The sequence below is a fragment of the Micromonospora sp. NPDC000121 genome, assembly GCF_042899165.1.
Taxonomy (GTDB): domain Bacteria; phylum Actinomycetota; class Actinomycetes; order Mycobacteriales; family Micromonosporaceae; genus Micromonospora.
In genome coordinates this window covers 330,256-342,501 of record NZ_JBIAZP010000005.1, presented here as the reverse complement: position 1 = coordinate 342,501, position 12,246 = coordinate 330,256, and the positions used below count along the sequence as shown (strand labels likewise).

Here is a 12,246-nt window from a genome sequence, read left to right as displayed (position 1 = left end):
CCTGAGGTAGAGGAAGGGGCCCTTCCTGACACCCGGAGCGGGTGGGCGGGCTCGCGGGGCGGGCAGCGGTAGGGTCGGGGTGTGAGATTCGAACCGGGGCGGCTGATCGTGCACCGCAACGTGCGCCGGGGCCGGATCGGCTGGGTGCGCGCCGCCCGGGTGGTCAGCGACGACGACCGGGGCCTGCTGCTCTGGGTGGCCCGGAACTCGCCCGTGGCGAGCGAGGTGACCGAGGCCGGGCTGGGCATGCGGGCGGTGCCGTTCGCCGAGTGGGTCTCCTCGTCCTACCGCCTGGCCGCCGGCCGGTGGAACGGCCCGCCCGTGCTGAAGTTCCTGCCGGCCGGGGCGGCCCATTCGGTCTGGTGGTTCCGCGACGCGCACGACCGCTTCGCCGCCTGGTACGTCAACCTGGAGGAGCCCGGGGTGCGCTGGGACGACGGGGCGCTCGCCGGGGTCGACATGGTGGACCAGGATCTCGACGTGGTCGTCCGGCCGGACCTGGGCTGGGAGTGGAAGGACGAGGACGAGTTCGTCGAGCGGCTCGCCTTCCCCGAGCACTACTGGGTCGCCGATCCCGACGCCGTCCGGGCCGAGGGCAAGCGGGTTATCGCGCTGGCCGAGGCGGGGGAGTTTCCCTTCGACGGCACCTGGTGCGACTTCGCCCCGCCGCCGGAGTGGACCACCCCCGACGAGCTTCCGCCCGGCTGGGACCGCCCGCCGGCGCGCTGAGCTGTCAGGTGTGCTTTCGGTCACTTCCGTCGGTCCACGGGTGACCCCGGGCGGTCCGGTGTGAGAGATCCGGGCCGGATCTGGCAGAATGGCTGGCTGGTATCCGGCGTGTGTCCGGCGCCCTCTAACCCGGGCACCGCGCCAGTCCACCGAGCAGTCTCCGGCCCAAACCCCACTGTGCCGGTCGGCGCTCACCCGTGCACCGCCCTCGTCGGGCTGGTGAGATCGCAACAGGAGCGAAACAACTGTGGCCGTAAAGATCCGGCTCCTGCGGATGGGCAAGATCCGCAACCCGCAGTACCGCATCGTCGTCGCCGACTCGCGCACCAAGCGCGACGGCCGGGCGATCGAGTTCGTCGGGGTCTACCAGCCGAAGGAAGACCCTTCGGTGATCGAGGTCAAGTCGGAGCGGGTCCAGTACTGGCTGTCCGTCGGCGCCCAGCCGAGCGAGGCGGTGCAGCGGCTGCTGGAGCTGACCGGTGACTGGCAGAAGTTCAAGGGCCTGCCGGCCCCGCCGCCGCTGAAGGTCGCCGCGGAGCGGGTCGACCGCACCGCGGCGTACGAGGCCGAGGCGAAGGCCGCCGCCGGGCTGGCCGAGGCCCCGGCCAAGCCCGCCAAGAAGGCCGCCAAGGCCGAGGCTCCGGCCGCCGAGGAGGCGCCGAAGACCGAGGAGCAGGCCGGTGCGGACTCCGGCGAGCAGGCCTGACATGGCACTGCGTCCGGCGTTGGAGCACCTGGTCAAGGGCATCGTCGACCACCCCGATGACGTGCGCGTCCGGCTGGTCGACTCCCGCCGGGGCAAGCGGCTCGAAGTCCGCGTGCACCCGGAGGACCTCGGCACGGTGATCGGGCGGTCCGGCCGGACCGCCAAGGCGCTGCGCCAGGTGATCGGCTCCATCGGCGGGCGCGGCGTGCGCGTCGACATCGTCGACTCGTACTGATGCTGCTCATCGTCGGCAGGATCGGCAAGCCGCACGGGATCCGCGGTGAGGTCACCGTGGAGGTGCGGACCGACGAACCCGAAGCGCGCTTCGCTCCCGGCTCGGTACTGCGTACCGAGCCGGGAGCGGCGCCGCCGCAGCAGGCCGCGCCCGAGCACGGCGAGCCCTTCCGGGTTCCCGCCGAGCTGACCGTGGAGTCCGCCCGCTGGCACCAGGGGCGGCTGCTGGTGGCGTTCGAGGGCGTGCTGGACCGGGACGTCGCCGAGGCGCTGCGCGGCACGCTCGTCGCGGTCGACAGCGCCGACGTCGCCCCGCCGGAGGACCCGGAGGAGTTCCACGACCACCAGCTCGTCGGGCTGGCCGTGGTGACCCCGGGCGGCGAGCGGCTGGGCGAGGTGGCCCGGATCGACCACGCCCCCGCCTCCGACCTGCTGGTGCTGCGCCGTCCCGAGGGCCGCACCGCGCTCATTCCGTTCGTCAAGGCGATCGTCCCCGAGGTTGACCTCGCCGGCGGTCGCGTCGTCGTCGACCCGCCGGCCGGTCTGCTCGATCTGTAGAACCGCTGGAGCATCCCCGCATGCGCGTCGACATCGTGTCGATCTTTCCGGAGTACTTCGCCCCGCTGGACCTGTCGCTGATCGGCAGGGCGCGGGCGAACGGCACGCTGCGGCTGGCCGTACACGACCTGCGGAGCTGGACCCACGACGTGCACCGCACGGTCGACGACACCCCGTACGGCGGCGGGCCCGGCATGGTGATGCGGCCGGAGCCGTGGGGCGAGGCGCTCGACGCCCTCGCCCCGGCGGAGGCGCCCCCGCCCCGGCTGGTGGTGCCCGCGCCGACGGGTGCCCGCTTCACCCAGGCGATGGCCCACGAGCTGGCCGCCGAGCCGCACCTGCTCTTCGCCTGCGGCCGGTACGAGGGCATCGACCAGCGGGTGCTCGACCACGCCGCCACCCGGATGCCGGTGACCGAGGTCTCCCTCGGCGACTACGTCCTCTTCGGCGGGGAGGTGGCCGTCCTGGTGATCCTGGAGGCGGTCACCCGGCTGCTGCCCGGCGTGCTCGGCAACGCCGGCTCGCTGGACGAGGAGTCGCACGCCCACGGGCTGCTGGAGGCCCCCATGTACACCAAGCCGGCGACCTGGCGCGGGCTGGAGGTGCCGGAGGTGCTCCGCTCCGGCGACCACGGGCGGATCGCCCGCTGGCGGCGGGACCAGGCGCTGATCCGCACCGCCCGGCGCCGCCCGGACATGCTCGCCGCGCTCGACCCGGAGCGCCTGGACAAGCGGGACGTCGCCGCGCTGGACGGGGCCGGATTTCAGTTGCCTCCGGGGGATGTGGCAAAGTAGAGGGGTTGCCGCAACCGGCCGCGCCGCGGACGGCTGCGAGGATCCTCGACCGAGGTCGGGCCACCGACCACACCCGGGGATCAGAATCACCCATCCGCGCATCGACTGACGGTGCGCCGTGAGCCTCACGAGGACGCAGCGATGAACATCCTGGACGCCCTTGACGCCCAGTCGAAGCGGACCGACCTCCCCGATTTCCGTGCCGGTGACACCGTCAAGGTGCACGCCCGGGTCGTCGAGGGCAACCGGTCCCGTGTCCAGATCTTCCAGGGCGTCGTCATCCGCCGCCAGGGTGACGGTCTGCGCGAGACCTTCTCGGTCCGCAAGATCAGCTTCGGTGTCGGTGTCGAGCGCACCTACCCGATCAACAGCCCGGCCATCGACCGGATCGAGGTCGTGACCCGCGGTGACGTGCGTCGCGCCAAGCTCTACTACCTGCGCGAGCTGCGGGGCAAGAAGGCCAAGATCAAGGAGAAGCGCGAGAAGCAGCCCAGCTGACCTCACGCTCGCCACGCCGCCTGAGCTGCGCGTGTGTCGTACCGACCGGACCGCACTACCCTGGTCGTACGGGCGCAGCCGGGCGGCGTCCCGCCACGAGGGCGGGGAGACGTCCACTACCGCCCGGGGGGCCTCGACGAGGCGCCCGGGCGGTAGTTGTCATATCTGCTGACCGGAGAGTGGCGTGGTGCAGACGCTGGACGAGGACGGCGCCGTCGACCCGTGGCGCCGCCGGGCGCGACGTCCCCGCCGCCAGATGCCGCTCTGGCAGGAGCTGCCACTGCTGCTGGTCGTCGCGTTCTGCCTCGCGGTGCTGATCCGCACCTTCCTGCTCCAGGCGTTCTTCATCCCGTCCGGTTCGATGGAGGACACGCTCCTCGTCGGCGACCGGGTCCTGGTCAACAAGGTCGTCTACGACGTACGCGACCCGGTGCGGGGCGAGGTGGTCGTCTTCCGGGGCACCGACCGCTGGGCCCCACAGGTCGACGAGCAGCAGCCGGAACCCGGGTTCGTGGGCAAGCTCGGCCGGACGGTCGGCGACCTGGTCGGCGTCAGCCGCCCCGGCGAGAAGGACTTCATCAAGCGGGTCATCGCGCTGCCCGGCGACCGCGTCAAGTGCTGCGACGCCCAGGGCCGCGTGCTGGTCAACGGCACGCCGCTCGACGAGTCGTCGTACGTCATCCGGGACTCGCCGCTCGACATCCCGCCGAACCCCCGCGAGTGCCGGTCCCGGCGCTTCGAGGAGGTCGTGGTCCCGCCCGGGCAGATCTTCGTGATGGGCGACCACCGACTGGTCTCCCAGGACGCCCGCTGCCAGGGGACGGTGCCGATCGACAACGTGGTGGGCCGCGCCTTCACGGTGGTCTGGCCGTCGTCGCGGTGGAGCGCGCTGTCGGTGCCGGCCACCTTCGACGACGTCGCCGACCCGCCCGCCGCCTCCACCGGGGCCCCGCCCCCGGTGCGTCCCACGCCGGGCGGCGGGGTGGTGCTGCTCGTCCCGTTCGTGGCCGCGCTGGCCGTTCTCGCGCGTTCCGGACGGTGGCGTCCAGCCGGGCAACGTAGGCTCCATCCGTGATTGACGAGCAGACCGACAAGCCCCGCAGTTCCTTCTGGAAGGAGCTGCCCATCCTCCTGGGCGTGGCGATCCTGGTCGCGGTGCTGGTGCGAGCCTTCGTGCTGCAGACCTTCTTCATCCCCTCTCCGTCCATGGAGAACACGCTCCAGATCGACGATCGGGTGCTGGTCAACAAGCTGGTCTACGACTTCCGGTCCCCGCACCGCGGCGAGGTGATCGTCTTCAAGGCGCCCCTGGAGTGGAGCAGCAACCCCGACGGCGAGGACTTCATCAAGCGGGTCATCGGCGTCGGCGGCGACCACGTGGTCTGCTGCGACCCGCAGGAGCGGCTGGTGATCAACGGCAAGCCGCTGGACGAGCCGTACATCTACCCGGGGGACAAGACCGCCGAGGAGTTCGACATCACCGTCCCGGAGGGACGGCTCTGGGTGATGGGCGACCACCGCGAGGCGTCGGGCGACTCCCTGCAGCACTGGCAGCAGTCCGAGCAGGACATCACCAAGGCGACCATCCCCGAGGACGAGGTCGTCGGGCGGGCCTTCACCGTCTTCTGGCCGGTCAACCGGGCCACCTGGCTGAGCGTCCCGAAGGAGTTCGAGGGCATCCCCGAGCCGTAGGGGCCGCCGGGCGTGGGCGTTGTCGGCGGCGTCTGGCAGGCTGGTGCGGTGACCGACTACACCCCGCGGCGCGCGGCCCGCGTCCTGCTCGTCGACGCGGCGGGCCGGGTGCTGCTCTTCAGCGGCTCCGACCCGGCCCGTCCCGAGCACGGCCGCTGGTGGTTCACCCCCGGTGGCGGCCTGGACCCGGGCGAGACGTACGCCGAGGGCGCCGCGCGGGAACTGGCCGAGGAGACCGGGCTGCGGCTGCCGGTCCCGGCGTTCGGCGCGCCGGTGCACCGCGACGTCACGGAGTTTCCGTTCGACGGTGTCTGGTACCGGCAGGAGCAGGAGTTCTTCCTGGTGCGGGTGACGGATCACGAGGTCGACACCGCAGGCTTCAGCGAGGTCGAGCGGGCCAGCGTCGCCGCGCACCGGTGGTGGCCGCTGGACGAGCTGGCCGCCACCGACGAGCGCTACTACCCGCCGGACCTGCCGGCGGTGCTGACCCGGGCGCTGGCCGAGTCGCCGACGGCCGACGGAGGTGTGCCGTGCTGACGCCGCCGCGCACGGTGGTGCGCCGCGAGGGCGGGCTCTACGCGCTGGAGCGCGCGTTGCAGCGGCGCGGCTTCCGGCACGTCGCCGGCGCCGACGAGGCGGGCCGCGGCGCCTGCGCCGGCCCGTTGGTCGCCGCCGCCGCGATCCTGCCCGAGGGGCGCCGGGGCGAGATCGACGGGCTGGCCGACTCGAAGCTGCTCACCCCGGCCAGCCGGGAGCGGGTCTACGAGGAGGTCGTCGCCCGCGCCCTGGCGTACTCCGTGGTGGTCATCCCGGCCGAGGAGGTCGACGAGCGGGGCCTCCACGTGTGCAACCTGGCCGCCATGCGTCGCGCCCTCGCCTCGCTGGCCACCCGCCCGGAGTACGTGCTCACCGACGGCTTCGGCGTCGACGGCCTCGACGTGCCGGGGCTGGCGGTCTGGAAGGGCGACCGGGTGGCCGCCTGCGTGGCGGCGGCGAGCGTGCTCGCCAAGGTGACCCGGGACCGGATCATGGTCGAGCTGGACGGGACGTTCCCCGGCTACGGGTTCGCCGAGCACAAGGGTTACATCACGCCGGAGCACAGCGCGGCGCTGCGGGAGCGGGGGCCGTGCCGGGAGCACCGGTTCTCGTACGTCAACGTGGCGGCGGTGTCCGGCCGGGACGGCGCCCCGCCCCGGGCGCGCCGACCGGTGGACGCAAGGCCGGACGAGCCGATGGAGCGCTCTTGCGCGCCAGGGGGTACCGTCGGCGTGGCGTTGGGCGAGCAGCCTCGGCCTCCGGCGTCGGTGGGGGAAGATGTGGTCATGGAAGGCGGAGTGCGATGAGCGCGGAAGATCTCGAGAAGTACGAGACCGAGATGGAGCTGCAGCTCTACCGGGAGTACCGCGACATTGTCCGCCAGTTCTCCTACGTGGTGGAGACCGAGCGCCGGTTCTACCTGGCCAACCAGGTGGACCTGCACGTGCGCAACTCCGACGGCGAGGTCTACTTCGAGGTCGAGATGCACGACGCCTGGGTGTGGGACATGTACCGCCCCGCCCGGTTCGTGAAGAACGTCCGGGTGATGACCTTCAAGGACGTCAACGTCGAGGAGTTGGAGAAGCCCGACATCTCCCTCCCCGCCGACTCCGGCTTTGGCGGCTGACCCACCACTCACGTCCCGCCCGGTGGCCCGACCGCCGGGCCCGGCCCCCGTCGGTAACCCCCACCGCCACGCGGCCTCGCTCGTCCGGTTCCCTGCTGCGGCGCCTGCCGGCCCCGTGTCCGCTCGCGGCGCCTGCGGCCCTGTGCCCGCTCGCGGCGCCTGCGGCCCTGTGCCCGCTCGCGGCGCCCGTCGTCGCGTGCCGTGGCGTGACGGGCCCCGCCGAGCAGGCGTCGCCACCGGCGCCAGGCGAACACACCACCGACCTGCTCGTCCAGTGTGGCCGGCCTCAGTCGACGAACTCGAACATCGTCACCCCGGCCGGGAGGGGACGGGGCTCGCCCAGGAACCGGTGCACACCCACGCCCACGCCGTCCGCCGGGCTGCTCACCGCCACCGGCGCGAAGCCCTCCGCCGCGAACCACTCGCAGATGGTCGGCACGAGATCGGGGCTGCGCCGGTGCCGGGTCCAGAACACCGTGCCGCCGGTCGCGCAGAGCGCCGCGCAGTGCCGCACGGTGGCGCGGACGTCCGCCTCGCTGACGTTGCCGAACACCCCGCAGACCAGCACCAGGTCGGCCGGGGCGAGATCCGCGTACGCGTCGGTGCGCGCGGCTTCGCCGACCACCACCTCCACCGCCGACAGACCCGCCGCGCGGGCGGCCGACCGGGCCATCTCCGCGTTGCGGGGATCCATCTCCACCAACCGGGCCGTCACGTCGTCGCGGCGGGGGTGGGCCGCCAGCACGGGGATCAGGTCACGTCCCTGCCCGGCGCAGAGGCTGACCGCCCGCAGCGGGCCGGGCGGGGCCGCGTCGAGCGCCTGCGCGACCCGCAACCGCACCTCGGCGAGCCGGCGGGACAGCGCCGACCCCGGGTCCTCGTAGTCGTCGTGCCAGGCGTACCAGTCCCGCGTCACCGGCCCAGCCTAGGCTTCGGCCCCGCCGGTCGGGGGGACGCCTCGGGGCGGTGGTGACGGGGTGGGAGCGTGCCGGTCGAGCCGGCACATAGCAGATCACGCCAGGTTCCGGTGGCTGTCCACAGGGGACCCGCTGTCCACAGGGGCGGGTGGCCGGGGTGGCGGGGCGGGAGGCTCGCCGAGCAGGCTGCGCCCATGCGACCAGCAACCCGCACCGGCGTCGCCGCGCTCTGCGCCGCCCTGCTGTCCCTCGGGCCGGCCGCCGTGCCGGCCACGGGGCCGGGCCCGGCGCCGGTCGGGGCGGCGGCGGCCGTGGCACCCGACCTCCCGTCGTCGCCCGAGGCCCCCGCACCCGTGGCTTCGTCGCCCGAGGCCCCCGCACCCGTGGCTTCGGCACCCGAGGCCCTGGTGTCCGAAGCCCTGTCGGCCGAGGCTTCGGCACCCGGGGCGGCGCGGTTCCGGTGGCCGCTCGACGGCGTGCCCCGCCCGGTCCGCCGCTTCGACCCGCCGCCGCAGCCGTGGCTGCCCGGTCACCGGGGCGTCGACCTGGCCGCCGCGCCGGGCGCCACCGTGCGGGCGGCCGGTGCCGGCACGGTCCTCTTCGCCGGCCTGGTCGCCGGTCGCCCGGTCGTCAGCGTCGGGCACGCCGACGGGCTACGGACCACCTACGAGCCGGTGTCACCGGCGGTCCGCCCCGGCGACCGGCTCGCCGCCGGCGCGCCGCTGGGCGCGCTGCTCGCCGGCCACCCCGGCTGCCCCGCCCCGGCCTGCCTGCACTGGGGATTGCGGCGCGGCACGGAGTACCTCGACCCGCTGGCGCTGCTCGGCCTCGGGCCGGTGCGGCTGCTGCCACTCGACGGCGCCGGCACCGACCCGTCGTCCACAGCCGGCGGGCCGGGACAGCGGGTGGCGGCGTAGCGCGGAGGTGGCTCAGCGCTGGGCGAGTAGCGGGGGTAGGCGCACCGAGAGGCGCTCGTACTCGTCGGCGGTGTTGTAGACCTGCGCGCACAGCCGCAGCCAGCCCTGCCCGTTCCAGGTCATGACCGCCACCTCCGTGGCGAGCCGCTCGGCGATGCGTTGCCGCAGCGCCCGCGCCGCGTCGAACGTGGCGCCCATGCCTGCCGGCAGCGGGATGATCCGCATGGCGACCCCGGTCCCGCCGGGGTCCGGCAGGTCGGCGGGGGCCACCCCCAGCGCGTCCCCGACCACCCGCTGGCCGTACGCCACCAGCGCGGCGTTGTGTGCCCGTACCCGGTCGACGCCGAGGCTGCGCAGCGTGAACAGCCCCACCGGCGCGGCCAGCCAGCCGGTGTAGTCCTGCGTCGCCGCCCACTCGACCCGGCCGGGGAACCCCGACTCCTGCTCCCACGAGACGACCAGTGGCTCGATGCGCTCCCGCCACGGCGGCGCGACCACCAGCACGGCGCTGCCGCGCGGCGCGTACGCCCACTTGTGCAGGTTGCCCACCCAGAAGTCGGCGCCGATGCCACCGACCGGGGTCGGCAGCATGCCCGGGGCGTGCGCGGCGTCGACCAGGACCGGTATCCCGTTCTCCCGGGCGACCCCGACGATGGCGGCGACGGGGAAGAGCCGGGCGGTGGCCGAGGTGAGCTGGTCCACCACGAGCAGCCGGGTCCGGCCGGGGCGCAGCCCCGCGCGGACGATCTCGACGACCTCCTCGTCGGTGGCGGCCAGCGGCACCCGCAGCGCCCGGGTGACCGCCCCCGTACGGCGGCACTCGCGGGCGATGGAAAGGCCGACCGCGCCGTAGCCGTGATCGGTGGTGAGCACCTCGTCGCCCGGGCGCAGGCCGAGCGACTGGAGCACCACCGCCACGCCGGTGGTGGCGTTCGGCACCAGGGCGGCGCCGTCCGGGTCGGCGCCCAGGAAGCCGGCCAGATGGCGGCGGGTGTGCGTGATCCGGTCGACCAGGCCCTGGGTGAAGAAGCGCAGCGGGTTGGCCTCCATCTCGTCGCGCAGCCGCTGCTGGGCCCGCTGCACCGGGATCGGGACCGCGCCGAACGAGCCGTGGTTGAGATGGCTGACCGCCGGGTCCAGCGAGAAGAGCAGGCGGGCTGCCGCGATCGGCTCTGGCGGCTGCGGGACGCTCACCCGGTGATCGTAGCGGCCGGTGGATCTCCGGCCGGCGTTCCGCCGGGTGCCCGTGCCGGTCGACCCCGCTCGATCCCGCAGAATCGCGGGCCATGGACACCCCTGTGGAACTGCGCTGGCCGACCGCCGCCGACGGGCAACTCCGCGCCGACGTGCACCGGGTGCTGCACGCGGTGGCCGAGCGCGGCGGCGCGATCGGGTACGCGGTCCCGCCCGGCCGTGCCGAGACCGACGCCTGGCTGGACGCGGTGCTGAGCCTGGTCGAGGCCGGCGACGCCGCGCTGGTCCTCGCCGTGCTCGACTCCCGGGTCGTAGGCACCGGGCTGTGGCGGCGCGGCCCGAAGCCGATCTTCGCCCACTACGCCGACCTGGAGAAGATCACCGCGCACCCGGCCGCCCGTGGCCGGGGCATCGGCAGGCTGGTCACCGGGGCGCTCATCGAGGACGCCCGCAAGGCCGGCATCGAGACCCTCGCGCTGGGCGTACGCGGCAACAACCACGGCGCCATCGAGCTCTACGAGCGGCTCGGGTTCCGCGAGTGGGGCCGGCTGCCGAACGTCATCGAGGTGGGCGACGAGCGCTACGACGACGTGCGGATGTGTCTGGACCTGGGCCGGCCGCCGCACGTGCTGCTCCGCGGGTCGGCCCCGGACGGGCCGGGCTCGTCGCCGCGTCGCTCCTGAAGCTCGGGCGCCGGCCACCGCAGCAGCCCCGGCGCCCGGGCGATCACCGCGACGGCCGGAGCCCGGCCGTCCGGCTCCCTTTCGCCGGTCAGGGGCCGGGCCATCACCGCGGCGGCCGGGCCCGGCCGTCCGGCTCCCTGTCGTTGGTCAAGCTCGGGGGTGGGCCTGGCGGTAGGCCGCGCGGAGCCGCTCCACCGACACGTGGGTGTAGATCTGGGTGCTCGCGAGGGACGAGTGCCCCAGCAGCTCCTGCACCGCCCGCAGGTCGGCGCCGCCCTCCAGCAGGTGGGTCGCCGCCGAGTGCCGCAGCCCGTGCGGGCTGACCGGGGGCAGCCCGGCGGCCTCGGCGTACCCGCTGACGATCCGTCGGGCCGTCGTCGGGTTGAGCCGCCCGCCGCGGGCGCCGAGCAGCAGCGCCTCCGGGGAGCGCGGCCCGGCCAGCGCGGGCCGGCCGTACCGCAGCCACTCGTCGAGCGCCCGCTGCGCCGGCACCCCGTACGGGACGGTGCGTTCCCGGCCGCCCTTGCCGAACACCCGCACGACCCGCCGCGCGTGGTCGACGTCGGCGACGTCGAGGCCGCACGCCTCGCTGATCCGTACGCCCGTGCCGTAGAGCAGCTCCAGCAGCGCCCTGTCCCGCAGCACCAGGGCCTCGGCGGTGCCGTCCGCGGAGGCCCGATCCGCCGTGGCCCCGCTCGCGGTGCCGGCCCCGGCGGTGCCGTCCGCCGTGTGGGTCGCCGTTCTTCCGTCCGTCGTGTCAGGCTCCGTCGGCCCGGACGCACTGCCCGAAGCGGTCGGGCGCCCGCCCGGCACCAGGCCGAGGGGCGGTGAGCCGGCTGTGGTGTCCGGCGCCGTCGGCGCACCCGGCGTGGACCGGCCCGGCGCCTCGACCAGCGCGGCGGCCTGGTCGGCGCGGAGCACGGACGGCAGGTCCCGGTGGGCGCGGGGGCTGGCCAGCGCACCTGCCACGTCGGTGGGGAGCAGCCCGCAGCGGTGCGCCCAGGCACTGAACGTCCGCGCTGTGGCCGCCCGGCGGGCGAGCGACGTCCGCGCGGCGCCCATCGTCCGCTGCTTCGCCAGCCAGCTGCGCAGCACCGTCAGGTCCAGGTCCGCCAGTTCGGCGCAGCCCATCCGGTGCGCGTGGTCCAGCAGCGACACCACGTCGCCGACGTACGCCCGGACCGTGTGCGCGGACCGGTTGCGCACCCCGGCCAGGTGCCCGGCGAAGTCGTCCACCGCCTCGCGCATCGCCGACGGGAGCGCCTCGTGCATCGCCCGGGTGCCGGCCGGCTCGCGGCTCACCGCGACACCCCGCTTCGCCGCCGCCGCCGCCGCCGGCACCCCCGGCGAACGGTCCCGCTCCCCGTGGCCGGCCGCCGGCATCGTGGGCGGTGCGGTCGGCAGGGCGTGACCCTCGTGGAGGCCGGCGGTGGCGGATCCTCTGGCACAGCGCCAGCCTACGGTCGACGGGACCCGACGACCACGTTGCCTGGACCGCCCGCCCCCGGCCGGGCATCGAGCTGCGGGCGAGGGCGACCGACCGGCTCCGACGCCGGGGGCGGGTGCCGGCTCCGACGCCGGGGCGGGCACCGGCGCGGCCCCGACGGAGCCGCTGCGCTCCCACCCTGTCCGGCGGGGATGGATTACCGCGGCCGGAGCGC

General features: G+C 74.8%; 15 protein-coding genes and 1 pseudogene. 13 read left to right on the top strand and 3 right to left on the bottom strand.

Annotated elements, in window-relative coordinates; translation table 11 throughout:
• Positions 1-81: 81 nt before the first annotated feature.
• From ACFY23_RS17520 to ACFY23_RS17470, 11 genes and pseudogenes are all read left to right on the top strand, one after another.
• The gene (locus tag ACFY23_RS17520) at positions 82-729 is read left to right on the top strand and encodes a DUF402 domain-containing protein (protein WP_350680401.1); all 648 of its coding nucleotides are present in this window, start codon (positions 82-84) and stop codon (positions 727-729) included.
• Between the two features lie 247 nt (positions 730-976).
• On the top strand, positions 977-1,435 hold the full coding sequence (gene rpsP / locus ACFY23_RS17515) for a 30S ribosomal protein S16 (protein WP_350680399.1): 459 nt from the start codon (positions 977-979) through the stop codon (positions 1,433-1,435).
• Entirely contained in the window at positions 1,410-1,670 is a 261-nt protein-coding gene (locus ACFY23_RS17510; protein ID WP_350680397.1) for an RNA-binding protein, read from the top strand. Before rpsP ends, ACFY23_RS17510 begins: the two co-directional genes overlap by 26 nt.
• Before the next feature lie 2 nt (positions 1,671-1,672).
• Positions 1,673-2,227 (top strand): ribosome maturation factor RimM, encoded by a 555-nt coding sequence (gene rimM, locus ACFY23_RS17505; RefSeq protein WP_350680457.1) that lies wholly within the window; start codon positions 1,673-1,675, stop codon positions 2,225-2,227.
• Positions 2,228-2,247: 20 nt separating this feature from the next.
• The gene (gene trmD / locus ACFY23_RS17500) at positions 2,248-3,021 is read left to right on the top strand and encodes a tRNA (guanosine(37)-N1)-methyltransferase TrmD (protein WP_350680395.1); all 774 of its coding nucleotides are present in this window, start codon (positions 2,248-2,250) and stop codon (positions 3,019-3,021) included.
• A gap of 141 nt (positions 3,022-3,162) precedes the next feature.
• The gene (rplS, locus tag ACFY23_RS17495; RefSeq protein ID WP_089001547.1) at positions 3,163-3,519 is read left to right on the top strand and encodes a 50S ribosomal protein L19; all 357 of its coding nucleotides are present in this window, start codon (positions 3,163-3,165) and stop codon (positions 3,517-3,519) included.
• 184 nt (positions 3,520-3,703) lie between these two features.
• Positions 3,704-4,581: pseudogene (gene lepB, locus ACFY23_RS17490) on the top strand (signal peptidase I).
• A gap of 9 nt (positions 4,582-4,590) precedes the next feature.
• Positions 4,591-5,211: a signal peptidase I gene (gene lepB, locus ACFY23_RS17485; protein WP_350680393.1), complete on the top strand. Its 621-nt coding sequence runs from the start codon at positions 4,591-4,593 to the stop codon at positions 5,209-5,211.
• Between the two features lie 48 nt (positions 5,212-5,259).
• Positions 5,260-5,748, top strand: coding sequence for an NUDIX domain-containing protein (locus ACFY23_RS17480; RefSeq protein WP_350680391.1), 489 nt, complete (start codon positions 5,260-5,262; stop codon positions 5,746-5,748).
• A complete protein-coding gene (locus tag ACFY23_RS17475; protein ID WP_350680389.1) occupies positions 5,742-6,554 on the top strand; it encodes a ribonuclease HII in 813 nt (270 codons plus the stop codon). The genes ACFY23_RS17480 and ACFY23_RS17475 overlap by 7 nt, the downstream gene beginning before the upstream one ends.
• Complete coding sequence (locus ACFY23_RS17470) at positions 6,551-6,874, top strand: DUF2469 domain-containing protein (protein ID WP_007075222.1); 324 nt, start codon at positions 6,551-6,553, stop codon at positions 6,872-6,874. The genes ACFY23_RS17475 and ACFY23_RS17470 overlap by 4 nt, the downstream gene beginning before the upstream one ends.
• Positions 6,875-7,160: 286 nt before the next feature.
• On the opposite strand, the gene ACFY23_RS17465 is transcribed toward ACFY23_RS17470, so the two are convergent.
• Positions 7,161-7,790, bottom strand: coding sequence for a class I SAM-dependent methyltransferase (locus tag ACFY23_RS17465; RefSeq protein ID WP_350680387.1), 630 nt, complete (start codon positions 7,788-7,790; stop codon positions 7,161-7,163).
• A gap of 195 nt (positions 7,791-7,985) precedes the next feature.
• On the opposite strand from ACFY23_RS17465, the gene ACFY23_RS17460 reads away from it, so the two are divergent.
• Complete coding sequence (locus ACFY23_RS17460; RefSeq protein WP_350680385.1) at positions 7,986-8,708, top strand: M23 family metallopeptidase; 723 nt, start codon at positions 7,986-7,988, stop codon at positions 8,706-8,708.
• Between the two features lie 12 nt (positions 8,709-8,720).
• On the opposite strand, the gene ACFY23_RS17455 is transcribed toward ACFY23_RS17460, so the two are convergent.
• Positions 8,721-9,902, bottom strand: coding sequence for an aminotransferase class V-fold PLP-dependent enzyme (locus tag ACFY23_RS17455; RefSeq protein WP_350680383.1), 1,182 nt, complete (start codon positions 9,900-9,902; stop codon positions 8,721-8,723).
• A gap of 92 nt (positions 9,903-9,994) precedes the next feature.
• On the opposite strand from ACFY23_RS17455, the gene ACFY23_RS17450 reads away from it, so the two are divergent.
• On the top strand, positions 9,995-10,585 hold the full coding sequence (locus ACFY23_RS17450) for a GNAT family N-acetyltransferase (RefSeq protein ID WP_350680381.1): 591 nt from the start codon (positions 9,995-9,997) through the stop codon (positions 10,583-10,585).
• A gap of 147 nt (positions 10,586-10,732) precedes the next feature.
• Here ACFY23_RS17450 and ACFY23_RS17445 read toward each other — a convergent pair whose 3' ends face one another.
• Positions 10,733-11,857, bottom strand: coding sequence for a tyrosine recombinase XerC (locus ACFY23_RS17445; RefSeq protein WP_350819147.1), 1,125 nt, complete (start codon positions 11,855-11,857; stop codon positions 10,733-10,735).
• Positions 11,858-12,246 lie beyond the last annotated feature (389 nt).